22 protein-coding genes and 2 pseudogenes are annotated in these 25,561 nt (G+C 71.9%); 15 read left to right on the top strand and 9 right to left on the bottom strand.

Annotation, left to right across the window (positions count from 1 at the left end; translation table 11 throughout):
* Positions 1-119: 119 nt before the first annotated feature.
* The 6 genes and pseudogenes from F4556_RS08245 (at position 120) to F4556_RS08265 (ending at position 7,841) form a co-directional block, all read left to right on the top strand.
* Positions 120-2,018, top strand: coding sequence for an FG-GAP-like repeat-containing protein (locus tag F4556_RS08245; RefSeq protein ID WP_184912965.1), 1,899 nt, complete (start codon positions 120-122; stop codon positions 2,016-2,018).
* A 50-nt stretch (positions 2,019-2,068) separates the two neighbouring features.
* A complete protein-coding gene (gene ligA, locus F4556_RS08250) occupies positions 2,069-4,108 on the top strand; it encodes an NAD-dependent DNA ligase LigA (RefSeq protein ID WP_184912967.1) in 2,040 nt (679 codons plus the stop codon).
* A gap of 174 nt (positions 4,109-4,282) precedes the next feature.
* Positions 4,283-4,771 (top strand): annotated as a pseudogene (locus F4556_RS38020) (carbohydrate binding domain-containing protein); the annotation flags it as partial.
* A gap of 207 nt (positions 4,772-4,978) precedes the next feature.
* A pseudogene (locus tag F4556_RS38025) lies at positions 4,979-5,944 on the top strand (chitinase); the annotation flags it as partial.
* Positions 5,945-6,057: 113 nt separating this feature from the next.
* Positions 6,058-6,705, top strand: coding sequence for a helix-turn-helix transcriptional regulator (locus F4556_RS08260; RefSeq protein ID WP_184912970.1), 648 nt, complete (start codon positions 6,058-6,060; stop codon positions 6,703-6,705).
* Positions 6,702-7,841: an aminotransferase class I/II-fold pyridoxal phosphate-dependent enzyme gene (locus F4556_RS08265; protein WP_184912972.1), complete on the top strand. Its 1,140-nt coding sequence runs from the start codon at positions 6,702-6,704 to the stop codon at positions 7,839-7,841. The genes F4556_RS08260 and F4556_RS08265 overlap by 4 nt, the downstream gene beginning before the upstream one ends.
* Positions 7,842-7,883: 42 nt before the next feature.
* On the opposite strand, the gene F4556_RS08270 is transcribed toward F4556_RS08265, so the two are convergent.
* Positions 7,884-8,948 (bottom strand): cobalamin-independent methionine synthase II family protein, encoded by a 1,065-nt coding sequence (locus tag F4556_RS08270; protein WP_184912974.1) that lies wholly within the window; start codon positions 8,946-8,948, stop codon positions 7,884-7,886.
* Positions 8,949-9,150: 202 nt separating this feature from the next.
* Positions 9,151-9,546, bottom strand: a complete 396-nt coding sequence (locus F4556_RS08275) for a cupin domain-containing protein (protein WP_184912975.1) — start codon at positions 9,544-9,546, stop codon at positions 9,151-9,153.
* Between the two features lie 53 nt (positions 9,547-9,599).
* On the opposite strand from F4556_RS08275, the gene F4556_RS08280 reads away from it, so the two are divergent.
* The gene (locus F4556_RS08280; RefSeq protein WP_184912977.1) at positions 9,600-10,580 is read left to right on the top strand and encodes a GlxA family transcriptional regulator; all 981 of its coding nucleotides are present in this window, start codon (positions 9,600-9,602) and stop codon (positions 10,578-10,580) included.
* 15 nt (positions 10,581-10,595) lie between these two features.
* Here the strand turns inward: F4556_RS08280 and F4556_RS08285 are convergent, their stop codons facing one another.
* Positions 10,596-11,798 (bottom strand): FUSC family protein, encoded by a 1,203-nt coding sequence (locus F4556_RS08285; protein WP_184912979.1) that lies wholly within the window; start codon positions 11,796-11,798, stop codon positions 10,596-10,598.
* 408 nt (positions 11,799-12,206) lie between these two features.
* Between F4556_RS08285 and F4556_RS08290 the strand changes: the two genes are divergently transcribed.
* The 5 genes from F4556_RS08290 (at position 12,207) to F4556_RS08310 (ending at position 16,506) form a co-directional block, all read left to right on the top strand.
* Positions 12,207-13,085: an ABC transporter substrate-binding protein gene (locus tag F4556_RS08290; RefSeq protein WP_221503559.1), complete on the top strand. Its 879-nt coding sequence runs from the start codon at positions 12,207-12,209 to the stop codon at positions 13,083-13,085.
* Positions 13,086-13,127: 42 nt separating this feature from the next.
* Positions 13,128-13,904: an amino acid ABC transporter permease gene (locus F4556_RS08295; protein ID WP_184912981.1), complete on the top strand. Its 777-nt coding sequence runs from the start codon at positions 13,128-13,130 to the stop codon at positions 13,902-13,904.
* Positions 13,897-14,664 carry an amino acid ABC transporter ATP-binding protein gene (locus F4556_RS08300; RefSeq protein ID WP_376775671.1) on the top strand — a complete coding sequence of 256 codons (768 nt, stop codon included), beginning with the start codon at positions 13,897-13,899 and terminating at the stop codon, positions 14,662-14,664. Before F4556_RS08295 ends, F4556_RS08300 begins: the two co-directional genes overlap by 8 nt.
* 86 nt (positions 14,665-14,750) lie before the next feature.
* Positions 14,751-15,932: an aminotransferase class V-fold PLP-dependent enzyme gene (locus F4556_RS08305; RefSeq protein WP_184912983.1), complete on the top strand. Its 1,182-nt coding sequence runs from the start codon at positions 14,751-14,753 to the stop codon at positions 15,930-15,932.
* Positions 15,933-16,023: 91 nt separating this feature from the next.
* Positions 16,024-16,506 (top strand): VOC family protein, encoded by a 483-nt coding sequence (locus F4556_RS08310; RefSeq protein ID WP_184912985.1) that lies wholly within the window; start codon positions 16,024-16,026, stop codon positions 16,504-16,506.
* Here the strand turns inward: F4556_RS08310 and F4556_RS08315 are convergent.
* Both F4556_RS08315 and F4556_RS08320 read right to left on the bottom strand, forming a co-directional pair.
* A complete protein-coding gene (locus F4556_RS08315) occupies positions 16,491-16,928 on the bottom strand; it encodes an OsmC family protein (protein WP_184912987.1) in 438 nt (145 codons plus the stop codon). The genes F4556_RS08310 and F4556_RS08315 overlap by 16 nt on opposite strands.
* 58 nt (positions 16,929-16,986) lie before the next feature.
* Positions 16,987-17,640 (bottom strand): TetR/AcrR family transcriptional regulator, encoded by a 654-nt coding sequence (locus F4556_RS08320; RefSeq protein ID WP_184912989.1) that lies wholly within the window; start codon positions 17,638-17,640, stop codon positions 16,987-16,989.
* Positions 17,641-17,763: 123 nt separating this feature from the next.
* Here F4556_RS08320 and qcrB point away from each other — a divergent pair, with 123 nt between their 5' ends.
* Genes qcrB through F4556_RS08335 form a run of 3 tightly spaced genes read left to right on the top strand, consistent with a single transcriptional unit; the run spans position 17,764 to position 20,509 of the window.
* A complete protein-coding gene (qcrB, locus tag F4556_RS08325; RefSeq protein WP_184912991.1) occupies positions 17,764-19,338 on the top strand; it encodes a cytochrome bc1 complex cytochrome b subunit in 1,575 nt (524 codons plus the stop codon).
* 11 nt (positions 19,339-19,349) lie between these two features.
* On the top strand, positions 19,350-19,793 hold the full coding sequence (locus F4556_RS08330) for a PPOX class F420-dependent oxidoreductase (protein WP_184912992.1): 444 nt from the start codon (positions 19,350-19,352) through the stop codon (positions 19,791-19,793).
* 56 nt (positions 19,794-19,849) lie between these two features.
* Entirely contained in the window at positions 19,850-20,509 is a 660-nt protein-coding gene (locus F4556_RS08335) for a hypothetical protein (protein WP_184912994.1), read from the top strand.
* Here the strand turns inward: F4556_RS08335 and F4556_RS08340 are convergent.
* The 4 genes from F4556_RS08340 to F4556_RS08355 all read right to left on the bottom strand — a co-directional run bounded on the left by F4556_RS08340 (position 20,454) and on the right by F4556_RS08355 (position 25,462).
* Complete coding sequence (locus tag F4556_RS08340) at positions 20,454-21,194, bottom strand: hypothetical protein (protein ID WP_184912996.1); 741 nt, start codon at positions 21,192-21,194, stop codon at positions 20,454-20,456. The two genes, F4556_RS08335 and F4556_RS08340, sit on opposite strands and share 56 nt — an antisense overlap.
* A gap of 119 nt (positions 21,195-21,313) precedes the next feature.
* Positions 21,314-22,252, bottom strand: a complete 939-nt coding sequence (locus F4556_RS08345; protein ID WP_184912997.1) for an esterase/lipase family protein — start codon at positions 22,250-22,252, stop codon at positions 21,314-21,316.
* A 92-nt stretch (positions 22,253-22,344) separates the two neighbouring features.
* Positions 22,345-23,979: an amidohydrolase gene (locus tag F4556_RS08350; RefSeq protein ID WP_184912999.1), complete on the bottom strand. Its 1,635-nt coding sequence runs from the start codon at positions 23,977-23,979 to the stop codon at positions 22,345-22,347.
* A gap of 28 nt (positions 23,980-24,007) precedes the next feature.
* The gene (locus tag F4556_RS08355; RefSeq protein WP_184913001.1) at positions 24,008-25,462 is read right to left on the bottom strand and encodes an APC family permease; all 1,455 of its coding nucleotides are present in this window, start codon (positions 25,460-25,462) and stop codon (positions 24,008-24,010) included.
* Between the last annotated feature and the right edge of the window lie 99 nt (positions 25,463-25,561).

A 25,561-nucleotide genomic window follows, 5' to 3' on the forward strand; every position in this document is an offset into this window, starting at 1 on the left:
GGCAGGCCGAGGGCGCCGGGCGGAGTGTCGTTCGTGATCCGACCACCGTTCTGACGGACCATCAGAGATGGTGACGGCCGGTGCGACCCGGCCGGGCCGGTGGCCGGGAGGAGAGCCGGATGAACGGGATCGGGGTACCGCTGCGCGCGGTACTGGTGGCAGCCCTGGCGGCGGCGGGCCTGGCGGCGGGCCCGCCGACCGCGGTGGCGGCGGCGGAACCGGACGGTGGCCTGTTCGCCCCAGCGGTGAACTACCGGGCCGGGCAGTATCCGTTCGAGATCGCGCTCGGCGACTTCCACGGCAACGGGCGCCTCGACCTGGTCGCGGCCAACAACTACGACAGCACCGTCTCGGTCTTCACGGCCAACGGGGACGGCACCTTCGGCCCGCCGGACACCTCACCGGTCGGCCTCGACCCCAGCCGGATCGTGACCGGAGACTTCAGTGGGGACGGCCGGACCGACCTGGCGATCGCCACCGGCGGACACCCCGTCAGCAACGTCGGTGCGGTCGAGCTCCGGCTCAGCAACGGCGACGGCACCTTCCAGCCCTCGCGCGAGTTCGCCGCCGGCGCGCACCCCGTCGGGCTGGCCACCGGCGACCTGAACGGGGACGGCCGACCCGACCTGGTGACCGCGAACGGCAACGACGGCACGGTGTCGGTGCTGCTGGGCAACGGCGACGGCACCCTCCAGCCGCAGCGGACCCACCGCGTGGGCTCCCGGCCGACCGACCTGGTCCTGGTGGACCTGGACCGGGACGGACATCTCGACCTCGCGGTGCCGGACGACAGCGATTTCGCCGCCGGGGCGGTGTTCGTGCTGCTCGGCAACGGTGACGGCACCTTCCGGGCCGCCCGTAGCCACCCCACCGGATCCACCCCGCTCGGCCTGACCACCGCCGACTTCAACGGCGACGGCCGGCCCGACCTGGCGGTCACCTCCGCGACGGCCGACGCGGTGAGCATCCTGCTCGGCGACGGCACCGGCGGCCTCGGCGCGCCGACCGCCGTCCCGATGGGCGACTTCCCCGGCTCGATCACCACCGGGGACCTGGACCTGGACGGCCGGGCCGACCTGGTCGCCACCGGCACCGACCTCAAGGCAACCGTGCTGCTCGGCAACGGCGACGGCACCTTCCAGCCCCAACAGGGCTACGGGAAACCGGCGTTCGGCGGCCGGCCGGTGATCGCCGACCTGAACGGCGACGGCCGGCCGGACCTCGCCGTCGGCAACGACTACGCCGCCTCGATCCTGCTGAACATCGGCCGACGGCCCGTCACCACCACTCTCACCTCCTCCGCCGACCCGGCCCCGTTCGGCCAGCCGGTGACCTTCACCGCCACCGTCTGCCCGGCCTCACCGGCCATCGCCCCGGCAGGACCGCCGACCGGCACCGTGACCCTGACCGAGGGCGACACCCCGATCGGCACCGGTACCCTCTCCCCCGGCGGCGGCCCGAACTGCGCGCTCACCCGGATCAGCCGGGACGGCCTGCTGCCCGGCCCGCACACCGTCACCGCCCGCTACCCGGGCGACACCGCCTACCGGCCCGGTGCGCCCGTGAGCCTCACCCAACGGGTCGGCTGCGCCCGGACGCTCACCGGCCGGGTCGGTTCGGTGGTGGCGACCGGCCCCAGCACCTGCCTGCTGGACGCGACCGCCGACTCCGTCCTGGTCGAGCCCGGGGCCACGCTGTTCGTCGGCCACTCGACCCTCGGCAGCATCACCGCGCGCGGCGCCGCCTTCCTCGGCGTCTGCGACAGCACGCTGACCGGCTCGCTGGCGGCGGCCGACTCCACCGGCGCCGTCCTCCTCGGGGACCCGGCCGGGCGCGGCTGCCTCGGCAACCGGATCACCGGATCGGTCCAACTCTCGTCCAATCACGGCGGGTTGACGGTCGGGGCGAACACCGTCGGCGGATCCCTGCACTGCACCGGCAACACCCCGCCGCCCGTCCACAACGGAGCGCCCAACACCATCGGCGGCGCCCGGACGGGTCAGTGCGCGGCGCTGTGACGACCCCGCCGACCACCGGCGATGTCAGTGCCGAACGAGATGATGTGGGTATGACGGATGCAGCGAATCTCGCCTCCCTTGCCGCCTACTCTGACGCCGTGGAAACGGCCGTCCGAGCGGCCGCCGCCTACTACGACGACGGCTCGACCCCGCTGGGCGACGACGAGTACGACGCCCTGGTGCGGGCCATCGAGGCGTACGAACTCGCCCACCCGGCCGAGGTGTTGGCGCACTCGCCGACCGGCAAGGTGGCGGGCGGCGCGGCCGACGGCGACGTCCCGCACTCGGTGCCGATGCTCTCGCTGGACAACGTCTTCTCCGCCGAGGAGTTCGCCGCCTGGGCGGCCGGCCTGGAGCGCCGGCTCGGGCGGCCGGTGGACGGCTGGTGCGTGGAGCCGAAGCTGGACGGCCTGGCGGTGGCCGCCCGCTACCGCGCCGGGCGGCTGGTCCAGCTGCTCACCCGGGGCGACGGCCTGGCGGGCGAGGACATCACCCACTCCGCCGACGCCGTGCTCGGCCTGCCCGCCACCCTGGCCGAGCCGCTCGACCTGGAGCTGCGCGGTGAAGTCCTGCTCACCCACGAGCAGTTCGAGCTGGCGAACGAGACCCGCACCGCGCACGGCGCGACCCCGTTCGCCCACCCGCGCAGCGGCGCGGCCGGCACCCTGCGGGCCAAGGACCGCCCGTACCGGGTCGAGCTGACCCTGTTCGCGTACGACGCCGTCGGGCTGGACGGCCTGGGCCACCGCGAGCTGCTGGCCCGGATCGCCGAGCTGGGCGTGCACACCGCCGCGGGCACGGCGGCCGAGCCCCGGCGCTGCGCCACGGTCGAGGAGGTGCAGCAGCGGATCGACGAGATCGCCGCGCTCCGGCCGGTGCTGCCGTTCGGCATCGACGGCGTGGTGGTCAAGGCGGACTCCGCCGCCGACCAGCAGCAGGCCGGCGCGGGCTCCCGGGCGCCGCGCTGGGCGGTCGCCCGCAAGCTGCCCGCCCAGCACAAGGTCACCCGCCTGCTGGAGGTGGAGTGGAACGTCGGCCGCACCGGCATCATCGCGCCCCGCGCCGTGCTGGAGCCGGTCCTGATCGACGGCGTCACGGTCACCTACGCGACCCTGCACAACCCCGCCGACATCACCCGGCGTGGGCTGATGACGGGCGATCAGGTCTTCGTCTACCGGGCCGGTGACGTGATCCCCCGGGTGGAGGCGCCGCTGGTCGAGCAGCGCACCGGCGCCGAGCAGCCGATCGTCTTCCCCGAGGTCTGCCCCCGCTGCGGCGGCGACATCGACACCTCCGAGCAGCGCTGGCGCTGCGTCCAGGGCCGGGGCTGCCAGGCGGTCGCCTCGATCCGGTACGCGGCCGCCCGCGACCAGCTCGACATCGCGGGGCTCGGCGGCACCCGGGCGGTCCAGCTGGTCGAGTCCGGTCTGGTGGCCGACCTCGCCGACCTGTTCACCCTGACCCGGGATCAGCTGCTCACCCTGGAGCGGATGGGCGAGACCAGCGCGGACAACCTGCTCGCCGCGCTGGAGACCGCCCGCCACCAGCCGCTGCACCGGGTGTTCTGCGCGCTCGGCGTCCGGGGCACCGGCCGGACCATGTCGCGCCGGATCGCCGCGCACTTCGGCAGCATGGCCGCGATCCGGGCGGCCGACCAGGACACCCTGGCCGGGGTGCCCGGCATCGGCACCGAGAAGGCCCGGGTGATCGTCGCCGAGCTGACCGAACTGGCGCCGCTGCTCGACAAGTTGATCGCCCAGCAGGTCGGCGTCGCGGAGACCGAGCCGACGGCGGTCGCCACCGCCGCCGCCTCCGCCGCCGAGGGCGCCCCGACCGGTCCGCTGGCCGGCCAGGCCGTGGTGGTCACCGGCTCCATGACCGGCGCCCTGGGCGAGCTCTCCAGGAACGAGATGAACGAGCTGATCGAGCGGGCCGGCGGCAAGGCGTCCTCCTCGGTCTCCAAGCGCACCACCCTGCTGGTCGCGGGCGAGAAGGCCGGCGCCAAGCGCGCCAAGGCCGAGGAGCTGGGCGTCCGGATCATCACCCCGGAGGAGTTTGCTGCCCTGGTCGCCGATCAACTCGGCGCCTGAGCACCGGAACGAGCCGCACAACTCGCTAATGGTCCAGACCTATTGACGGGCCGTGCCACCCCTCCTACGATCCGGTTCGGCACATCCCCACATGTCCCCACCTCACCCAGAGCCGGGCGTCGCGCCCCCACGCGTCGGTCATGTCCATGACGCTCGGCGGGAAGAAGGCACAGCATGGTCCGTCGGAGGTCGCGCACCACACGTCTGCCGGGTGGTTTCCACCCGTCCCCCTGGAGGAGCTCCCTCGCCGGGGTGAGCGCGGCCGCCGTCATCGGAGCCGGCCTCGCCGCGGCCGGCTCCGTCACGGCCGGGGCCGCCACCCCCAACCTGGTGGCCAACCCCGGCTTCGAGAGCGGTCTCTCGGGCTGGACCTGCACCGCCAACTCCGGTGCGGCCGTCGGCAGTCCGGTCCGCTCCGGCGCCTCCGCGCTCAAGGCCACGCCCACCGGCCAGGACAACGCGCAGTGCACCCAGACCATCAGCGTGCAGCCCAACTCCCAGTACACGCTGAGCGCTTACGTCCAGGGCAGCTACGTCTACCTGGGCGCCACCGGCACCGGCCTCACCGGCACCACGTCCGCCTGGACGCCGAACAACGCCGCGTACGGCCAGCTCAGCGTCAGCTTCGCCACCGGGGCCAGCACCACCTCGGTGACCGTCTACCTGCACGGCTGGTACGGGCAGCCCACGTACTACGCGGACGACGTGTCGCTCACCGGCCCCGGCGGCAGCAGCCCCTCGCCGTCCACCAGCCCGTCGAGCAGCCCCTCCCCGAGCAGCAGCCCGTCGACCAGCCCGTCACCGTCCACGAGCCCGTCCACGAGCCCGTCGACCAGCCCCTCGCCGTCCACCAGCCCGTCCAGCACCCCGACCGGCGGCGACACCTGCGCCACGAAGCCCAAGCCGTCGGGCAAGGTCCTGCAGGGCTACTGGGAGAACTGGGACGGCGCCTCGAACGGCGTCCACCCCGGCATGGGCTGGGTCCCCATCACGGACAGCCGGATCGCCGCGCACGGCTACAACGTCGTCAACGCCGCCTTCCCGGTGATCCTCTCGGACGGCACCGTGCTGTGGCAGGACGGCATGGACGCCGGCGTCAAGGTCTCGACCCCCGCCGAGATGTGCCAGGCCAAGGCCGCCGGGGCGACCATCCTGATGTCGATCGGCGGGGCCGCCGCGGGCATCGACCTGAGCTCCAGCACCGTCGCCGACAAGTTCGTGGCGACCGTCGTCCCGATCCTCAAGAAGTACAACTTCGACGGCATCGACATCGACATCGAGACCGGCCTGTCCGGCAGCGGCAACATCAACACGCTGTCCGCCTCCCAGGCCAACCTGATCCGCATCATCGACGGCGTGCTGGCCCAGATGCCCGCGGGCTTCGGCCTCACGATGGCCCCCGAGACCGCGTACGTCACCGGCGGCAGCGTCACCTACGGCTCGATCTGGGGCTCCTACCTCCCGATCATCAAGAAGTACGCCGACAACGGCCGCCTGTGGTGGCTCAACATGCAGTACTACAACGGCAGCATGTACGGCTGCTCCGGCGACTCCTACTCGGCCGGCACCGTCCAGGGCTTCACCGCGCAGACCACCTGCCTGAACAACGGCCTGGTCATCCAGGGCACCACCGTCAAGGTGCCCTACGACAAGCAGGTGCCCGGCCTGCCGGCCCAGTCCGGTGCCGGTGGTGGCTACATGGCGCCGAGCCTGGTCAGCCAGGCCTACAACTCCTTCGGCGGCCAGCTGAAGGGCCTGATGACCTGGTCGATCAACTGGGACGGCTCGAAGGGCTGGAGCTTCGGCGACAACGTCAAGGCCCTCCAGGGCCGTTGATGACGCCCCGCTGATCCCCGGGGGTCGCCATCAGCCCGCTCCGGTGGGCGATGGCGACCCCCGGACCCGCGCGTCGCTGGACGATCCGTCCAGTCCGGACGTACAGTCCAGCCATGAGGAAGACCACGGAGGACCCCCGGGTACGGATGTGGGGCCCGGTGTGCGAGGCCGTCGCGCTGCTGCTCGGCCCGTACGCCGAGGTGGTGCTGCACGATCCCGACACCGACCGGGTGCTGCAGGTCTGGCACCCGCTCACCCCCCGCCGGGCCGGTGACCCGTCCCTGCTCGGCGAGTTGGACGCGCTGGACCCGGCGGGCCGGGACGTCTACGGCCCGTACGAGAAACTGCTCGCCGACGGCCGAAGGCTGTCCTCGGTCAGCGCCGTGCTGCGCGACGGGGACGGTCGCGCGGCGGCGGTGCTCTGCGTCAACCTCGACCGCACGCCGCTGGAGCGGGCCGCCGCCGTCCTGTCCGCCTTCGGGGCGCCGACCGTGCGGCGGCCGGAGCCGCTGTTCGAGCAGGACTGGTCCGAGCGCATCCAGCACGCGGTCGGCGGCTACGTCCGCGAGCACGGCCGCCCGGTCGAGCGGCTCACCCGGCAGGACCGGCTGGCCGTGCTGGCCGAGCTGGAGCAGGCCGGGGTGTTCGCGGTCCGCCGGGCCGCCCCCGCCGTCGCCGAGGCCCTCCGGGTGTCCCGGTCCACCGTCTACGCCCTGCTGACCGAGCTCAGGGCGGCCCCCTCCGAAGGACTGGCGCCATGACCCGACTGCCCGACTTCCGGCTCGAAACCTACTTCTCCCGCTGGGAGTTCACCGCCCGGCACCACCTGACCGCCTCCGACGTCGAGACCATGACGCTGAGCGAACTGCTCGCGCTGGCCGACGACCGGGACCGCGACGCCTTCGAGCACCTCTCGCTCGGCTACACCGAGACCTTCGGCGACCCCGGCCTGCGCGAGGCGATCGCCGCCACGTACGACCTGGCGGGCCCGGACGACGTGATCTGCTTCGCCGGCGCCGAGGAGGCGCTCTACCTGGCGATGAACGTGCTGCTCGGGCCCGGCGACCACGCCGTGGTGGTGACCCCGAACTACCAGGCCGCCGAGACCGTCCCGCTGGCCCTCTGCGAGGTCACCGGCGTGGCCCTGGACCCGGACCTGGACTGGGCGTTGGACCTCGACCGGGTCCGGGACGCGCTGCGCCCGAACACCCGGGTGCTGTCGGTCAACTTCCCCAACAACCCCACCGGCAAGGTGATCGACGCCGCCGACTTCGCGGCCCTGGTGCGGCTCTGCGACGAGCGCGGCATCCACCTGTTCAGCGACGAGGTCTACCGCGGCCTGGAGCGCGACCCCGCCCGCACCCTCCCGCAGGCCGCCGACCTCTCACCGCACGCCCTCTCCCTGAACGTCACCTCCAAGGCGCTCGGCCTGCCGGGCCTGCGGATCGGCTGGATCGCCTGCCGCGACCGCGAGTTGAGGTCCCGGCTGGAGCGGGCCAAGCACTACACCACGATCTGCAACTCGGCCCCCAGCGAGGTGTTGGCCCGGATCGCCCTCAAGGCCCGCGACACCATCCTCGACCGCAACCGGGCGCTGCTGGCGGCCAACCTCCCCGCCTTCGAGGCGTTCTTCGCCGACGCCGACTTCGCCGAGCTCTTCGACTGGCAGGCGCCCGACGGCGGTTGCGTCGCCTATCCGCGCTACTTGGGCGCCGAGGGAGTGGAGACCTTCTGCACCCGGCTGGTCGAGGAGGCCGGGGTGCTGCTGCTGCCCGCGAGCATCTACCGCTCCGAGCTGACTCCCTCCCCCACCGACCGGTTCCGGATCGGCCTCGGCCGCCGGGCCCCGGAGGACGGGCTCGCGGCGCTGGCGGACTGGCTCCGCACCAAGCGCTGAGACGACGACGGTGGCCCACCCGTACGGGTGGGCCACCCTGCGTCAGAGGCCGAGCGCCGCCGCCGCCAGCGCGGTCCCCTGCACCCGGGCCGCGATCTTGGCGAAGGCCAGGTCGCGCGAGGTCGAGGTGTCGTCGGCGAACGGCGCGAAGCCGCAGTCGTCGGTGGTGCCCAACTGCTCCACCGGGATGTACCGGGCCGCCTGCAGCACCCGGTCGCGGACCTGCTCCGCGGTCTCCACCACGGGATCGATCGGGTCGGTCACCCCGACGAACACCCGGATGCCCGGCCGGAGTTGATCGGCGATGATGCCGAGCACCCGCTCCGGGTCGGCCTCGCTGGCCAGCTGGACGTAGAAGTTGCCGACGTGCAGCTGGAACAGCTTGGGCAGCAGCTCGGCGTAGTCGATGTCCAGGCTGTGGGTGGAGTCGTGGTCACCGCCCGGGCAGGTGTGCACGCCCAGCCGCGCCTTCTGCTCGGCGTCGAACCGGTCGAGCACGCTGTTGTTGAGCGCGATGAAGTCGTCCAGCACGGACCCGGACGGGTCGAGCTTGAGCGACAACCGACCCTCGGTGAAGTCCAGTTGGACGCTGTGCGCACCCGCATCCAGGCAGCCCCGGATGTCGGCCTCGGCCTCGTCCGCCAGATCGCTCAGGAACGCCTCGCGCGAGTAACCGGCGATCGGATCGGCCGGGTAGAGCAGGCTGAGCGCGGACGGCGCGATCACCGCCTGCTTGACCGGCAGACCGGTGTGCCGCTTGGCGTCCCGCAGGTAGCTGGACGCGCCGACCTGGTAGCGGAACGGCCCGCCGGTCAGCTTCGGCAGCTGCCGGGTGTGGCCGTCGGCGAACGGAATGACGGCACCGTCCGCGGCGAGGGTGGCCAGCCCCGCCAAGGGATAGGTGACGAAGCTGGGCTTGGCCTGCTCCCCGTCCACCAGGACGGGGCTGCCCAGGCTCTCCAGTTTGGCCAGCGTCTCGGCCGTGGCCTGTTCCTGAAGCTTCGTCAGATCTGCTGCGTCCAGCCGCCCTTCGGCATGCTGAGCCAGGGCCTCCAGCAAGGCACGCGGTCGCGGGATACTACCGATCGGCTCCGTGGGGATACTCATGGCGACGACCGTAGGAAGCGCCGCCGCCCCGCGCAACAAGGCATGGATCGCACCCGTCCGGTCCGAACACCCACCGGAGCCCGCCCGCACCCCGGCAACACCGCAGGTCGGACGGGCCGTCAGGGGTCGCATCGGGGAGCCGGCCGGGCGGACACCGTCGACAAAAGTTCACCAATCAGGGGCGTTCCGGAGCGAAGTCGGTTCACAACACGATCGGGTGTCCTATAGTCGCGTCCACATGACCGGGGATCTCCTCGTGCCGGTCGCCGACCGTGAGGGTGCCGGTCGGCTCGAACATCAGGATCGAGGCACCCGAGGGAGCGACCGGCCGGTGCTCGGTGCCTCGGGGGACGGTGAAGACGGCGCCCTTCGGCAGCACCACGGTGCGCTCACCGGCGGGCTCGCGCAGCGAGATGTGCAACTCGCCTTCGAGCACCAGGAAGAACTCGTCGGTGTGGTCGTGGGCGTGCCAGACGTGCTCGCCGTGCATCTTGGCGATCCGGACGTCGTAGTCGTTGACGCGGGTGACGATCCGGGGGCTCCAGAGGGTGTCGAAGGAGGCCAGCGCCGTGCCGAGGTCGATCGGTGTGGTGGTCATGCGGCCCATCCTGGCCCTTGGCGGACCGGCCGCGTGAGTGCTAGGAATCGCACATGCCGCAAGAATCCTCGCAGCCGCGTCCGCACCGGGTGGTCGTCATCGTGGACCAGAACTCCAACCCGTTCGAACTCGGCTGCGCCACCGAGGTGTTCGGCCTCCGCCGACCCGAAATCGGGCGCGACCTCTACGAGTTCAGGCTCTGCTCACCCGCGCCGCGCACCCTGATGCGGGACGGCTTCTTCACCCTCACCGGCGTGGCCGGGCTGGCGGCCGCCGAGACGGCGGACACCCTGATCGTGCCCAACCGGCCTGACACCGACGTACCGCGCCGCCCGGCCGTGCTCGCCGCCGTCCGGCGGGCGCACGCCCGCGGGGCGCGGCTGGTCGGCTTCTGCAGCGGCGCCTTCACGCTGGCCGAGGCCGGGGTCCTGGACGGCCGCCGGGCCACCGCGCACTGGCAGTGGGCGGACTCCTTCCGGGCCAGGTTCCCGGCCGTCCGGCTGGAGTCCGACGTGCTGTTCGTCGACGACGGCGACATCCTCACCTCGGCCGGCAGCGCCGCCGCCCTCGACCTCGGCCTGCACCTGGTCCGGCGCGACCACGGCGCCGAGGTCGCCAACTCGGTCAGCCGCCGGCTGGTCTTCGCCGCCCACCGGGACGGCGGGCAACGGCAGTTCGTCGAACGGCCGGTCCCCGATCTGCCGGACGAATCGCTCGCCCCCGTGCTGGCCTGGGCCCAGGAACGGCTGGACGAACCGCTGACGGTGGCCGACCTCGCGGCCCGCGCCGCGGTCAGCCCGGCCACCCTGCACCGGCGCTTCCGCACCGAGCTCGGCACCACTCCACTGGTCTGGCTCACCGGCGAACGCCTCACCCTGGCCCGCCGCCTGATCGAACGGGGCGAGTCCGGCTTCGACGCGGTGGCCCGGCACAGCGGCCTCGGCACCGCCGCCAACCTGCGCGCCCTGCTCCGCCGCGAGACCGGCCTCAACCCGCAGGACTACCGCCGCCGCTTCGGTCCGACCCCCGCCTGATCCCTCGTCAGCCGATCACCCCCGCACGAGCCGGCGCAGCCGGTACAGCACCGTGAACCGCTCGCTCCTCGCCACGGCGGCCCGGTCCAGCTCCTCCATCAGGCGCCGGGACCGGTGCTCGAGGTCCAGCTCGTCCAGGATCCGGTCCAGCTCGGCGAGCAGCGAACCGTGCAGCTGCCAGGCGTCGGGACGCTGCTGCACCTGCTCCAGCAGCAGCCGGGCGACGTTCTCCCGGCTGGCCAGCGCGGCGGTGAGCTCGTCGGCCAGCCGCTGTTCGGCCGCCTCCGCGTTGCGGCTGACCTGGGTGGTGACCAGCACCGAGAAGCTGACCAGGGCACCCCCGATGTGGGTGAGCAGCTCCTCCAGCGCGAGCGCGACGTCCGGTGGGAACAGCCCCTGGTCGCCGGGGCGACGCTTGGCCAGGTCGGTGAACGAGCGGGCCAGCACCCGGATCACCACGACGCAGATCTCCAGGGTGTCCAGCCCCGTGCGCAGCACCAGTCGGGGGAGCTGGCCCTCGGAGATCCGGGGGTTCAGCCGCAGGCTGTCCTCGGCCTGCCGGAGCGCGGCGTCCACCTCGGCGATCGCCTGGTCCAGCTCGCGGGCCTCGTGCAGCCGGGCGGCGGCGAGGTGCACCTCGGTCGGGCCGTGCAGCTGTTCGGCGAGCCGCAGCAGCAGGTGGCGGGCCCGGCGGGCCAGGTCCTCGATCGACTCGCCGGCGGTGTCGAGCCAGACCGGGGGTGCGAACAGCAGGTTGAACAGCAGGCCGACCACGGCGCCGATCAGGGTCTCCAGCACCCGGTCCCAGGCCTGGTTGGCGAGCCTGGTCACCCCCAGCACCAGCATCGCGCTGATCGCCACCTCGTTGACGAACTCGTCCACCCGGACGAACTGACCGACCGTCAGCGAGGCCAGGATGATCAGCCCCAGGCTCCACCAGCTGAGCCCCATCACGGCGCTGAAGCCGATCGCGATCAGCACGCCCACCACCACCGAGTTGACCCGGCGGATGCTGGTGGTCAGCGTCGAGTAGACGGTCACCTGGACCACCAGCAGTGCCGTCAGCGGCGCGGTGAGCGGCGCGGGCTCGGTGCTCAGCTGCACGGCCACGGCGTAGGAGAGGGTCGCCGCGAGGGTGGCCCGGACGGTCAGGTGGACCACCGGGTCGCGGAGACCGCGGCGTACGTTCGCGGACAGGGTCGCTCGCATCTCGTACATTCTCCCCACCTTCCCCCCGATTCCCGGCTCCAGACGCGCAGTGCTCAACTCACAACTCCTGCGCCCGACAGCCTTGGATCGCGCACGATTTGACTGCACCGACGATCACCACGCATAGTGCCCGCATGGCTGGATACCTCGTTTCGCGCAGGCACATCGACCTGCGCCGTGTGACGGCGACGAGCTGTCGCCCCAGCTGCTGACGCGCGCCCTTCCTCGGCTCTGACGCCGACCGCCCGCTGCGTTCCCCGTTCGACCCGCACACCTCCGCCCGTATCCGTACGGGTCCGGGCCGGGTCGTTCCTCCGTTGCCTCCGCCCTGCGCCGGTCTCCGTGTCCGGGGCGGGCCGGCCACGCGATTCGTCCTCTCCTCACCATCTCTGTGGCCTCACCATCTCTGGCCCCACCATGTCTGGAGCTTCCATGCACCCGCGCCGGGTTCTCCTCGCCGCCCTCGCCGCCGTCGTCTCCGTCGCCTCGCTCGGCGCGTGCAGCAGCACGTCGACGACGACGAAGTCCGCCGACAACCCGTACAAGCTGTCCGAGCCGGGGACGATACGCGTCGGCACGCTCTCGGACGCACCCCCGAACGTCTATCTCAAGGACGGCAAGTTCACCGGCTTCGACAACGACCTGTTCACCGCCGTCGCCGCCAAGGCCGGCCTCAAGGTGCAGTTCGCCTCGACGGACTTCTCGTCCCTGCTGTCGCAGGTCGCCAACCGCAAGTTCGACGTGGGCAGTTCGTCCATCACCATCACCGAGGCCCGCAAGAAGACGGTGGCCTTCAGCAACGGCTACGACTTCGGCTACTTCGGGCTCGACGTTCCCGCCGGTTCGCCGATCACCAACTTCGACCAGCTCGCGGGCAAGCGGGTCGTGGTCGTCCAGGGGACCGTCCAGGACGACTACGCCACCAAGAACAAGCTCGACCCGGTGCGGGTGCCCGACTACAACAGCGCGCTCAACCAGCTGAAGACCGGCACCGCGCAGGCCTGGATCTCGCCTGCGGAGATCGGCGAGAAGAGCGCCAACGACAGCGGTGGCAAGGTGGTGCTGGCGCAGAAGCAGCTCAGCTCCTCGCCGACCGCCTTCGCCGTCGCACTGGACCGCCCGGAGCTGCTGGGCGCGCTGAACAAGGCCCTCGACGAGGTGATCGCGGACGGGACCTGGACGCGTCTGCAGCAGCAGTACTACCCGGGCCGGGCCATCCCGGAGGGCTTCAAGCCCGGCAGCGGTTCGGTCAACTACCCGCCGCTGGCGGCAGCGAGCGCGTCGGCGACTCCCTGACACCCGTGACCGTGACCGTGACAGACCGGACAGGAGGCTGACGTGGACCAGTGGGGCACGCTGGCGGAGACGTTCTTCAACTGGGAGTCGATGCGCGCCGCGATTCCCGACCTGCTCACCACCGGCGTGCCCAACACGCTGATCCTCGCGGTGACTTCGGCGATCATCGGCACAGTGGTGGGCCTGCTCCTGGCGGTGGCCGGGATCTCCGGGACCCGCTGGCTGCGCTGGCCGGCCCGCCTCTACACCGACGTGTTCCGCGGCCTCCCGGCCGCGGTCACCATCCTGCTGATCGGCGTGGGGCTGGCGCCGCAGGGGCTGCTGATCTGGGGGCCCGATCCGTACCCGCTCGGGATCCTCGCCCTCTCGTTGATCGCCGCCGCCTACTTCGGCGAGATCTTCCGCTCCGGGATCCAGAGCGTGGAGGCGGGCCAGCTCGAGGCGGCGCGGGCCCTGGGCTTCTCGTACGCCTCGGCGATGCGGCTGATCATCGTCCCGCTGGGCGTCCGACGGGTCCTGCCGGCCTGGGTCAACCAGCTGATCGCGCTGATCAAGGACTCCAGCCTGATCTACTTCCTCGGGCTGATGGCCGATCAGCGGGACCTGTTCCGGATCGGCCAGGACTCCGCCGCCAACACCGGCAACGAGTCCGCGCTGGTCCTGGCCGGCCTCTTCTACCTCCTGCTCACCGTGCCGCTGACACACCTGGTCAACGTGATCGACCGCCGGCTCCGGCTCGGGCGCAGGGTCGTCGAACCGACCACCGAGCCGCCCGCCGCCGAGCCGGTCCCCGTACCCGAAGGAGCGGCACGTGCCTGACCAGCGACCCACCGACACCCCGCCGACCGCTTTCTCGCCGGTCAGCCTGACGACCCGTGACCTCCACCTGTCCCTGGGCGGCAACCCGATCCTGCGCGGCGTCGACCTCGACGTCCCGAAGGGGCACACGATCTCCGTCATCGGACCGTCCGGCTCCGGCAAGTCCACGCTGCTGCGGACGATCAACCGCCTGCTGGAGCCCGACCGCGGCGACATCCTGCTGGACGGTGCGAGCGTCCTGCGGCGCGACCCCGACCTGCTGCGCCATCAGATCGGCATGGTCTTCCAGCAGTTCAACCTCTTCCCGCACCTGAGCGTCCTGCGCAACCTCACCCTTCCGCTGCGCAAACTGCGGAAGCTCTCCCGCGACGAGGCGACCGAGACCGCCTACCGCCAGCTCGATCTGGTCGGGCTGCGGCACAAGGCGGATGTCCGCCCCGGACAGCTGTCCGGCGGGCAGCAGCAGCGGGTGGCCATCGCCCGGGCCCTGGTGATGGAGCCTCAGGTCATGCTCTTCGACGAGGCGACCTCCGCGCTGGACCCGGAACTGGTCAAGGGCGTACTGGCCCTGATGGCCGACCTCGGCCGCGAGGGCATGACCATGGTCGTGGTCACGCACGAGATGGGCTTCGCCCGGTCGGTCTCCGACAGCGTCGCCTTCATGGACGGCGGCGTGGTGGTCGAGTCCGGCACGCCCGAGGCGGTCTTCGGCGCACCGGAGAGCCCACGGCTCCGGCAGTTCCTCGCGGACGTGCTCTGACCGCACCTGACACTCCGTCGCTCTTTCCACTGCGCCCGGCCGACCACGTGCCTAAGGTGAGCGGAACGGACCACAGGGAGGTGACCGTGCCGATCGACGTCGAACGGGCCCGGCGGGACACGGCGGGCTGCACGACCGTGACCCATCTCAACAACGCCGGCGCGTCCCTGCCGCCCCGTCAGGTGGTGGACGCGGTGGTGCGGCACCTGCGGCTGGAGGAGGAGAGCGGCGGCTACGAGGCCGCGATCGCCGAGACCGACCGGATCGAGCACGTCTACGACGCGCTGGCCGGGCTGGTCGGCGCCGGGCGGCACGAGATCGCCCTGCAGGAGAACGCCACCCGGGCCTGGGACATGGCGTTTCACAGCCTGCGCTGGCAGCCGGGCGACCGGATCCTGACCTGCCGCTCGGAGTACGCCAGCAACGCGATGGCCTATCTGCAGACGGCCCGCCGGTACGGCGTCCGGATCGAGGTGGTGCCGGACGACGAGCACGGCCAGCTCTCCGTCCCCGCCCTGCGCGAACTGCTCGACGAGCGGGTCAAACTGATCGGCATCACCCACGTCCCGTCCCAGGGCGGGCTGGTCAACCCGGCGGCCGAGATCGGCCGGGTGGCCCGGGCGGCCGGGGTGGTGTACCTGCTGGACGCCTGCCAGTCGGCGGGCCAACTACCGCTCGACGTACGGGAGATCGGCTGCGACCTGCTCACCGCGACCGGCCGCAAGTACCTGCGCGGCCCGCGCGGCACCGGCTTCCTGTACTGCTCGGAACGGCTGCTGGAGAGCCTGGAGCCGCCGTTCCTGGACCTGCAGTCGGCGGTCTGGACCGGCCCGGACTCCTACCGGATCCGGGACGACGCCCGCCGGTTCGAGAGCTGGGAGAACGGGACGGCCGCCCGGATCGGCCTCGGCGTGGCGGTGGACTACGCGCTCGACCTCGGCCTGCCCGCGATCGAGCAGCGGGTCACCGCACTTGCGGACGGCCTGCGCGACCGGCTCCGCGCGCTCCCCGGCGTACGGGTGCAGGACCGGGGCGTGCGGCAGTGCGGGATCGTCAGCTTCACCGTGGACGGCCACGACAGCCCCGCACTGGTCCAGCAGCTGCGGGCCGGGCGGATCAACCTGACCGCCTCCGCAGTCGGTCAGGCCCGCTGGGACCTCGCCGAGCGCGGCCTGGACTCACTGGTTCGCGCCTCGGTCCACTACTACAACACCGAGGAGGAGCTGGACCGCCTCTGCGCCGCCCTGCCGGCAGCACGCCCGGCCTGACCCCGCGCGCCGTCCCCCTGAATGGTGCCGATCCGGTCCTATGCTCACTTTTCGGGCGCCGCACTCGGCGCAGCACGGAAAGGGCACCGGCATGAGCACCGACGACCGCCTCACCACCTGTCTGTGGTTCGACGGCCAGGCCGAGGAGGCCGCCCAGCACTACCTGTCGATCTTCAAGAACTCCCGGCTCGGCCGGATCGGCCACTACACCGAGGCCGGCCCTGGCCCGGCCGGTTCGGTGCTGGCCGTGGAGTTCGAGCTGAACGGGCAGAAGTTCGTCGGCCTGAACGGCGGGCCGCTGTTCACCTTCAACGAGTCCGTCTCGTTCCAGGTCCCGTGCGCCGACCAGGCGGAGATCGACTACTACTGGAGCCGGCTCACCGAGGGCGGCCAGGAAGTCCAGTGCGGCTGGCTGAAGGACAGGTTCGGGGTCTCCTGGCAGGTGGTGCCCACGGCGTTGATCGACATGGTCGGCGACCCGGACCCGGAGAAGGCCCGACGCACCACCGAGGCGATGCTCCGGATGGTCAAGTTCGACCTCGCCGAGCTGGAACGGGCCTACGCGGGCGAGTGAGGACCCCGCGGCTCGGCGGCGATGATCGGGGTCCCGCTGCCGACCGCCCGGGTCACCGGGGTGCGCTCGGCGATGTCCAGCAGCCGGGCCCGCTGGGCCTGGTCCAGCTCGCCGATCAGATCGATCCGCCGGGTGATCCGGACGGCCTTGTCGGCCCCCTTCTCGTAGCCCAGGTGCACCCGGACGGTCTCCAGCGGCCACTGCTTGCGCTGCGCGTACATCCGCAGCGTGATCGCCGTGCAGGAGCCGAGCGCCGACAGCAGCAGCCCGACCGGCGTGCTCGCGGTGTCCGCGCCGCCCGCCGACTCCGGCTCGTCGGCGGCGAGTTGGTGCCGTCCGGCGCGGATCTCCACCCGGTAGTCGTCGCCGGTACTGGTCGCCACGGCCGCCGCCGACCGGACGTACTCGATGCTCTCGGTCATCTCTCCCCCTGGGGTTCGCCTGCCGCCGACCCTACCCGGGTGCTCCGCCGACGGACGATCACCCCTCCGCCTCCCAGAGCCCGGCGAAGAGCTGGTCCAACTGCTCCTCGCCGACCGGCGGTTCGGCCATCGGCTCGGTGGCCCGGGTGTGGAACCCGGCCAGCAGCAGGGCCAGGTAGCGCCGCCACAGGCCGGGGCGCAGGTCATCGGCGGCCGGCACGGCCCGGCAGAGCGGGCCGAGCAGGAAGAGCAGGTCCATCGGGACCACGTCCAGCCGCATGGTGCCCTGCTTCTGCGCCCGGACCATCAGGGCGGTGACGGTGGCGGCGTTCCGGTGGCTCATCTCGGCCAGCGCGGGGACGCTCGGGATCGCCATCGTCACCAGGTCGTTGAACCCCCGGTTGGCCGCGACCAGTTCGAAGATCCGGCCGAAGTACCGCTCGATCTCGGCCCAGGCGTCCTCACCCGCGAGCGCCTGCTCACCGGCCTCGGCCAGCACTGAGCCCGCCGTGGCGAACACCTCACCGATCAGGTCCTCCCGGGTCGGGAAGTGCCGGTAGAGGGTGGCGTTGCCGACCCCCGCCCGGCGGGCGATCACGTCCAGCGGCGTGTTCAGCCCCTGCTGGGCGAAGAGCTCGGCCGCCGCCTCGACCAGCGCCTCGCGGTTGCGCCGGGCGTCCCGCCGGAGGGGCGTGGCCTGCTGATCCGTCATGGGCCCACCCTAACCAATCCCCGAAACGGGGACCGTTCCCCGCTACTGCTAGGGTACCGTCCAGAAGTGGGGGTCAGTCCCCGTTTCCACTGGAGCACCCGGATCGCGCACAAGGGGAGTGCCATGACCACCCGTCAGAACTCGGGGCGTCGCACGGCGGACTGGCTGGACGGCAGGCTGGGCATCCACACGCTCGCCCGGACCAATCTGCGCAAGATCTTTCCGGACCACTGGTCCTTCATGCTCGGCGAGATCTGCCTCTACAGCTTCATCGTCATCATCCTGACCGGCGTCTACCTGACGATGTTCTTCAAGCCGAGCATGGCCGAGGTGGTCTACCACGGCCCGTACGTGCCGCTCAGCGGCATCCGGATGTCGGAGGCGTACGCCAGTACCATGCACATCAGCTTCGAGGTGCGCGGCGGGCTGCTGATCCGTCAGATCCACCACTGGGCCGCGCTGGTCTTCGTCGCGGCGATGTTCGTGCACATGATGCGGGTCTTCTTCACCGGGGCGTTCCGCAAGCCGCGCGAGATCAACTGGCTGTTCGGCTTCCTGCTGCTGTTCCTCGGGCTGCTGGACGGCTTCTTCGGCTACTCGCTGCCCGACGACCTGCTCTCGGGCACCGGCATCCGCTTCGTCGAGGGCGTCACGCTGGCGGTGCCGCTGATCGGGACCTACGCGCAGATGTTCCTGTTCGGCGGGGAGTTCCCCGGCACCGACATCGTGCCGCGGTTCTTCACCATTCACGTGCTGCTGATCCCGGGCGTCATGCTGGGCCTGCTGGTGGCGCACCTGATCCTGGTCTTCTACCACAAGCACACCCAGTGGGCCGGGCCCGGACGTACCGAGAAGAACGTGGTCGGCATGCCGCTGATGCCGGTCTACCTGGCCAAGGCCGGTGGCTTCTTCTTCCTGGTCTTCGGCATCATCGCGGCCATCTCCGCCATCGCCACCGTCAACCCGATCTGGGCATACGGCCCGTACCGCCCCGACCAGGTCTCCACCGACGCCCAGCCCGACTGGTACATGGGCTTCGCGGAGGGCCTGATCCGGGTGATGCCGGGCTGGGAGATCGGCCTCTGGGGCCACACCCTCAACCTCGGCATCCTGATCCCCTTCCTGGCCTTCCCGCTGGTGCTGGCCGCCATCGCGGCCTACCCCTTCGTCGAGAGCTGGATCACCCAGGACAAGCGCGAGCACCACCTGCTCGACCGCCCGCGCAACGCCCCCGTGCGCACCGCGTTCGGCGCGGCCTGGATCAGCCTCTACCTGGTGCTGCTGGCCGGCGGCGGCAACGACCTGTTCGCCACCCACCTGCACCTCTCGCTGAACAGCATCACCCACGCGGTCCGGATCGGTGCGTTCGTGGTGCCGGTCGCGGTCTTCCTGATCACCAAGCGCTGGTGCCTCGGCCTCCAACGGCGGGACCGGGACAAGGTGTTGCACGGCCGGGAGACGGGCATCATCAAGCGGCTGCCGCACGGCGAGTTCGTCGAGCTCCACGAGCCGCTGCCGCAGGCCGAGTTGCACCGGCTGACCGCACACGAGCAGTACACCCCCGCCGAACTCCCGCCCCGGGCCGGGCTGCTGACCAAGCTCCGGGTCCGCGCCTCGCACGCGTACTTCGGCCCGGCCGGCCAGATCAGCCGCCCGACCGCCGAGCAGTACCGCGAATCCCTCACCGACCAGCACTGACGGAGCGTGAGATGCGCCTGCCCAGCGACCAACTCGCCGACAAGCAGTACCTGTTGCTCACCACCTTCGAGCCCGACGGCACCGCCGCCACCGCCACCACCTGGGTGGTGCCGGACGGCCCGGCGCTCGGCGTCTGGGCCCGCACCGACTCGGCGGTGGTGCGGCACGTCCGGAGCCACCCGGGCGTCCTGGTCGAGCCCTGCGACCAGCACGGCCGCCCGCTCGGCGGGCGGCAGCAGGCCCGCGCCGCCCTCTGCGACCCGGACACCACTGCCTGCTACCGGACTTCACTGCTCAACAAGTACGGCCTGACGGGGATGCTCGCCCTGATCCGCAGCCGGCTCCGGCTCGGACTGGCCGGGACGGTCGGCATCCGGATCACCCTCACCGACCCGGACGCCGCCCTGCCGTTCGGCGCCGCCTGGACCCCGTCCCCCTGGTACAGCCTCAACTGACCGCAGGGGGCGGGCCGGGGCGAGCGCTGTCGGAGCCGTACGGTTGGATGATCATCATGACCGCCAACGATGTAGCCCCGCTGCTGCCCGCCCCGGACGTCCTGCGGGACCACTGCCGGGCGCTGGCCGTGCTGGACGCGATCCTCTGCCCCGAGTGGCCGGACCGCTACTTCTCCTTCGACGCCGACTGGGCCCCCAACGAGCAGCTGGCCTCGATGAAGAACGGCTCCGGCGACGAGTACACGGTCACCTTCACCCCCGCCGGCACCTACCTGCGCGGCTTCGACCACGAGTCCCCGATGAGCCCGTTCGCGGAGGACCGGGTCTGGCCCGGCGTCCTGGACGAGGTGCCCGAGCCGCTGCGCGCCTGCGCCGAGGAGCCCGCCTTCACCGACGACGGCCTCCCGGCCGTCACCGCCGCCCTCTGGCGGCTCAGCACCGACGAGCAGTGGCACACCGGCACCGTCGACCTCCCGCCCGGCCACCCCGACCCGGACGGCGCCGACTGGCTCTTCCAGTCCCTCACCGACCGCTCGGCCGAGGCGTACGCCGACTTCGCCACCGACTACTACGAGGTCCCGGTCGACCTGCCCGCCGTCCGCCACATCCTGGCCCTCCGCCCGCTCACCACCGAGGTGGTCCGCGCCCTCAACCCCGACCTCACCCTGACGGACCTGGCCGACGACCTGGAAGAAACCGGCTACCCCGCGAGCTGACCCGCGGTGGCGGCACCAACTCCAACTGCGCGATCCGCTCGGCGATCCCGTCCGTCTCGCGCGGCAGTCCGTCCGCCGTCAGGTGCTCACGCAGCCGCAGGCTCGGCCAGCCGACCGCCGCGCCGGCCCGCAGCACGTGCCGCACCCCGCAGGCACAGGAGCGCCGCACCGCCGCACACCCCGGGCAGAGTTCGATGAACCCGTGCCCGGTGGACCGCGACACCACCGGCCGCTCGTCCCCGCATTCCCGGCACCCGGGCAGCTCCGCCCCCTCGGCCAGCAGCACCTGACGATGGACGTACTCCGGCAGGCAGAGGCCGGGGTGGCACAGGACGTCCACCACGTAGCACCCCTGCGCCGGTTCGGCCTGCCACCAGGGCCCCGGCCGCCGCGGCGCCCGCAGCCCCAACTCCCGCTTCTCCACCCGCCGCCGCTCCGCGTACCGGGCCCCCGCCGCCTGCCAGAGCACCCGGGCCCGGTCGAGCTCGGTCACCGCCCGGACCAGCGAGTCGGGGTCGCTCGCCAGATCCCGCGGCATCCGGGCACTGACCGTCAGATGGTGGTAGGTGCCGTGGAACCCGTACGGCGCGAAGACCTCGAGACAGACCCAGAGCTCCCGATGCCGCCGCAGCACCGACAGAGAAGGATCGAGCACCCGCTCCCGATGGGTGACGAAGCTGGTCATCGCGTACCCGCCGCGTCGGGTTCCGGCAGGGGGTGGATGGCTGTCATCCAGCGAGTATCACCGGGCGGGCTCCGCTCCGCCGCCGAGTTTTCGGGCCGGCCACCAGGCCGACCGGCCCGTCAGACCAGCGGGCCGACCGCCGGCAGCACCACCGCGCAGGGCACCTGCCGGGGATGCGCCGGGTCGAGCGCGTTGAGCACGTGGATCAGCGCGACCGGGTCGTAGGCGATCTCCAGGTGGTCGGCGGCGTCCAGCGGGCAGCCGTCCTGGAGGGTGATGTTGTCGACCTCCGGGCCGGTCAGGAAGGCCGAGTCGTACGGCGTCACCACCTCGTCGAACCGGGAGGCGATCACCGTGTACCGGACACCCGGCACGGTGTCGCCGCCCGCGTTCAGCGCCGTGACGAAGGGCGAGCCCTGCTCCTGCTGCACGCAGGCCGGGCAGGCGGGGCCGAGCAGGAACCGGTTGGCGGGCTCCAGTACTCCGAGTGCCGAGGCCAGCCCGGAGAGGCCGAGCAGGGTGGTGCCGTGGTTGCTCGGGGCCAGGCCGATCAGCTTGTCGACCTTGGCCGCGCCACCGAGGTTCTTCAGGTAGTAACGGGGCATCATGCCGCCCTGCGAGTGGCCGACCAGGTCCACCTCGGCCGCCCCGGTGGCGGCCGTGACCCGGTCGACGAAGTCGCCAAGCTGGGCCGCGCTCAGCTCGATCGGACCGGTGCCCTGGATCGGATTCCCTTCCTGGGCGCCGTAGTTGAAGGCGAAGACGCAGTAGCCGTTGTTGGCCAGCAGCGGCGCCGCACCACCCCAGTTGTCGTTCATGTTCTCGAAGCTGCCGTGCACCAGCACCACCGGATTCGGGTGGGCCGGCCCCGGCTTGCAGGACCAGTCGTTCGCCCCGTCCGGCGCGACCCCGGGCTGCGGGAATCCCGCCAGGAACCCCAGCACGGAGTTGGTTTCGACCGGCCGCTCGGTGGCCGCCGCCGAGGCACTCGGCCCGGCGGCGGCCACCAACGCGAACGCGGCAGCGGTCACCAGCAGTCGCGGCGTCAGAACTCTCATCTCCAGAACCATCCCTGTCTCCCACGGAGTGTCAGAGGTGACAACTCCACAGAGGGACGGACGGTGACGCCCGAAAACGACGCCGCCCAGCCTCAGGCCAGGTGCACCAACTGCCCGCCCACGTACGTACGTTCGACCCGCGCCTCGGCGATCTCGTCCGCCGGACGGGCGAACACGTCCCGGTCCAGCACCACCAGGTCGGCCAGCAGGCCCGGCCGCAGACTGCCCGCCTGGTCGGTACCGTTCACGTGGGCCGAGCCCGCCGTGTAGGCGGCGAGGGCGGTGCCGAGGTCGAGGCGCTGCTCCGGCAGGAAGACCCGGCCGTCGGTGGCGCCGGGCTCGGCCCGGTTGACCGCGACGTGCAGGCCCGCCAGCGGGTCGGGGCTGCTGACCGGCCAGTCGCTGCCCGCCGCCAGGGTGGCGCCGGTGCGCAGCAGGTCGCCGAACGGGTACTGCCAGGCGGCGCGTTCGGGGCCGAGGAACGGGATGGTGAGTTCGTCCATCTGCGGCTCGTGGGCGGCCCAGAGCGGCTGGATGTTGGCGATCGCGCCGAGCCGGGCGAACCGGCCGATGTCCTCGGGGTGCACCACCTGGAGGTGCGCCAGGTGGTGCCGGTTGCCGCGCTGCCCATTGGCGGCGAGGGCGGCCTCAACCGCGTCCAGGGCCTCCCGGACGGCCCGGTCGCCGAGGGCGTGGAAATGCACCTGGAAGTCGAGCGCGTCGAGCGCGGTGACGTGCTCGCGCAGCGTGAGCGGATCGACGAAGCTCAGACCGGAGTTGGCGGTGGCGCAGCCGCAGCCGTCCAGGTAGGGGGTGGTCATCGCGGCGGTGAAGTTCTCCGCGATGCCGTCCTGCATGATCTTCACCGAGCCGGCCCGGAACCGCCCGTACGTCAACTCCTTACGCCTGGCGACCAGTTCGGGAATCTGCTCGGCGCCCCGCTCCCGGTCCCACCAGAGCGCACCGGTCACCCGGGCGGTGAGGGTGCCCGCCCGGGCGGCCGCCAGGTAGGCGTCGGAGGGGTCCGGCTGGCCGTTGAAGACGCCGAGCAGCGCGTCCTGCCAGCCGGTGATGCCGAGCGAGTGCAGCAGCTGCTGGGCCCGGAGCAGCCCGGCCAACCGGTCGGCCGCCGTGGTCGGCGGCACCAGCCGGGCGACCAGCGCGGTGGCACCCTCCTGGAGGACGCCGCTGGGCGTGCCGTCCGGCTCCCGCTCGATCCGGCCGTCGGCCGGGTCCGGGGTGTCCCGGGTCAGCCCGGCCAGCTCCAGCGCCCGGGTGTTCGCCCAGGCGCCGTGGTGGTCGCGGTTGACCAGGTAGACCGGACGGTCGGCGACCACCGAATCGAGCAACTGCCGGGTGGGGAGCCCGCCTTCGAAGCTCTCCAGGGACCAGCCGCTGCCGGTGATCCACTCCCGGTCCGGGTGCGCGTCGGCGAAGGCCCGGATCCGGTCCAGGTAGACGTCCGCACCGACCGTCTCGGTCAGGTCGCACTCGGCCAGCTCGGTGCCGCCGTACACCGCGTGGATGTGCGAGTCCTGGAAGCCCGGAACCAGCAACCTGCCCTTCAGATCCACCACTTCGGTACCGGGGCCGATCAGCTCCCGGATCTCCTGGTGGCCGACGGCGGTGATCCGGTCGCCGGTGACGGCCAGCGCGGTGGCCCGGGTCCGGGCGGCGTCGGCGGTGAACACCGGACCGCCGGTGAAGACCAGGTCTGCGTGGTTCATGGGTGTGTCTCCAGGGGGTTTCGGGTCGTCAGACCGAGGGTGCGAGTTCGACCGAGTCGGCGTCGGTGCCGCGACCGGTGACGAAGTACGGGGACTTGCGGACCCAGCGGGCCCAGCCGGCGGCCACCAGTCCGGTACCGATCATCAGGGCGGGGACCAGCAGTTGGAACCAGCCGTTCTCGGCGCTGACCTCGAAGTGGTCGGCCGAGTTCCAGAAGCTCCAGGCCAGGTAGCCGCCGACGCCGAGCAGCGCGGCCGCGCTCACCAGCGGGGCGATCACCACCCGCAGTCCGGCCAGTGGCTCGTCCCGCAGCAGGTGCCGGAACCGGACGGCGGCGGCCACCGCGGTCAGCGCGTAGTACAGCACCACCACGATGCCGATCGCGTTCACGGCCGCGCTGATCAGATCGGTGACGGTGGGGATGACCAGCGAGAGCACCGCGATCGAGGCGGCGATCAGCACCAGCAGCACCGTCCCGACAGCGGGGGTGCCGTGCTTCGGGTGGATCTTCGTCCAGACCGGGCCGAGGGTGCCGTCCCGGCCCATCGCGAAGGTGCCGCGCGCGGTCGGGATCACCGAGGCTTGCAGCGAGGCCACGGCGGAGAACGTCAGGGCGATCAACGGCAGGGCGGCGAGCGGCTGTTCGGCCAGCTTCTCGCCGAAGTAGGTCAGCCCCTGCGCCCCGTTGTCGGCCAACTCGTCGAGCGGCAGCACCCGTTGGAAGGCGGTCCCGGCCAGCACGAACAGCAGCAGCATCAGCACCAGCGCGAAGATGCCGCCGCGCGAGGCGTCCTTCGGGTCGTGCACCTCCTCGGCGACGGTGAACACCGACTCGAAGCCCCAGTAGCAGAACACCGCCAGCACCATGCCCTGGGCCAGCGCGTCCATGCTCGGGATCGCGAACGGGTTGAACCACTCCAGCGAGAACGGCTGGTCCCCGGCCAGCAGACCCCAGCCGCAGAAGCCGAGCAGCACCGCGTACTCGAAGACCAGCAGGTACTTCTGCAGCCGGGCGGCCAGCGCCAGGCCGCGGATCGCGACCAGCGTGGCGGCGGCCAGCACCACCAGGCCGAGCAGCGTGGTCTGCAGGGTGGAGTCCGGGTCGAGGGCGAGGCCCGCGATGCTGTGCAGCCCGGCCTGGCCCGCGAGTTGGAGCACGGCCGAGCCGGTGACGGCGGTGGTGTACGCCATGAAGACGATGGTGCCGACGGTGTTCACCCAGCCGGTCAGGAAGCCGAGCCAGGGGTTGAGCGTCTTGCCGACCCAGGTGTAGCTGTTGCCCGCGTTCGGCTCGACCCGGTTCAGCCGGCCGTACGCGACCGCGATGCCGAGCACCGGCAGGAAGGCCAGCAGCATGATGGCCGGCAGGTGCAGGCCGACCACACCGGCGGTCAGGCCGAGCCCGATGCCGATGCTCGAGGTCGCCGCCGTACTCGAGGCGGCGATCACCACACCGTCCACCATGCCGATCGACTTCCGCATGGTGCCGCCCTGGGTAACGCTCGGGGCCGAGGTTCTCGCCCCGTCCTTCGCCGTCGTAGTCAACAGACCACCGCCTTGACCAGGGGGCCTTCGGTCGGC

This window comes from Kitasatospora gansuensis (assembly GCF_014203705.1).
Lineage (GTDB): Bacteria > Actinomycetota > Actinomycetes > Streptomycetales > Streptomycetaceae > Kitasatospora > Kitasatospora gansuensis.

Excerpts from the sequence above, each read along its gene's own strand:
- F4556_RS08245 (WP_184912965.1), top strand. The coding sequence starts at position 120 with ATGAACGGGATCGGGGTACCGCTGCGCGCGGTACTGGTGGCAGCCCTG.
- ligA (WP_184912967.1), top strand. The coding sequence starts at position 2,069 with ATGACGGATGCAGCGAATCTCGCCTCCCTTGCCGCCTACTCTGACGCC.
- F4556_RS08260 (WP_184912970.1), top strand. The coding sequence starts at position 6,058 with ATGAGGAAGACCACGGAGGACCCCCGGGTACGGATGTGGGGCCCGGTG.
- F4556_RS08265 (WP_184912972.1), top strand. The coding sequence starts at position 6,702 with ATGACCCGACTGCCCGACTTCCGGCTCGAAACCTACTTCTCCCGCTGG.
- F4556_RS08270 (WP_184912974.1), bottom strand. The coding sequence starts at position 8,948 with ATGAGTATCCCCACGGAGCCGATCGGTAGTATCCCGCGACCGCGTGCC.
- F4556_RS08275 (WP_184912975.1), bottom strand. The coding sequence starts at position 9,546 with ATGACCACCACACCGATCGACCTCGGCACGGCGCTGGCCTCCTTCGAC.
- F4556_RS08280 (WP_184912977.1), top strand. The coding sequence starts at position 9,600 with ATGCCGCAAGAATCCTCGCAGCCGCGTCCGCACCGGGTGGTCGTCATC.
- F4556_RS08285 (WP_184912979.1), bottom strand. The coding sequence starts at position 11,798 with ATGTACGAGATGCGAGCGACCCTGTCCGCGAACGTACGCCGCGGTCTC.
- F4556_RS08290 (WP_221503559.1), top strand. The coding sequence starts at position 12,207 with ATGTCTGGAGCTTCCATGCACCCGCGCCGGGTTCTCCTCGCCGCCCTC.
- F4556_RS08310 (WP_184912985.1), top strand. The coding sequence starts at position 16,024 with ATGAGCACCGACGACCGCCTCACCACCTGTCTGTGGTTCGACGGCCAG.
- F4556_RS08315 (WP_184912987.1), bottom strand. The coding sequence starts at position 16,928 with ATGACCGAGAGCATCGAGTACGTCCGGTCGGCGGCGGCCGTGGCGACC.
- F4556_RS08320 (WP_184912989.1), bottom strand. The coding sequence starts at position 17,640 with ATGACGGATCAGCAGGCCACGCCCCTCCGGCGGGACGCCCGGCGCAAC.
- qcrB (WP_184912991.1), top strand. The coding sequence starts at position 17,764 with ATGACCACCCGTCAGAACTCGGGGCGTCGCACGGCGGACTGGCTGGAC.
- F4556_RS08330 (WP_184912992.1), top strand. The coding sequence starts at position 19,350 with ATGCGCCTGCCCAGCGACCAACTCGCCGACAAGCAGTACCTGTTGCTC.
- F4556_RS08335 (WP_184912994.1), top strand. The coding sequence starts at position 19,850 with ATGACCGCCAACGATGTAGCCCCGCTGCTGCCCGCCCCGGACGTCCTG.
- F4556_RS08340 (WP_184912996.1), bottom strand. The coding sequence starts at position 21,194 with ATGACCAGCTTCGTCACCCATCGGGAGCGGGTGCTCGATCCTTCTCTG.
- F4556_RS08345 (WP_184912997.1), bottom strand. The coding sequence starts at position 22,252 with ATGAGAGTTCTGACGCCGCGACTGCTGGTGACCGCTGCCGCGTTCGCG.
- F4556_RS08350 (WP_184912999.1), bottom strand. The coding sequence starts at position 23,979 with ATGAACCACGCAGACCTGGTCTTCACCGGCGGTCCGGTGTTCACCGCC.
- F4556_RS08355 (WP_184913001.1), bottom strand. The coding sequence starts at position 25,462 with ATGCGGAAGTCGATCGGCATGGTGGACGGTGTGGTGATCGCCGCCTCG.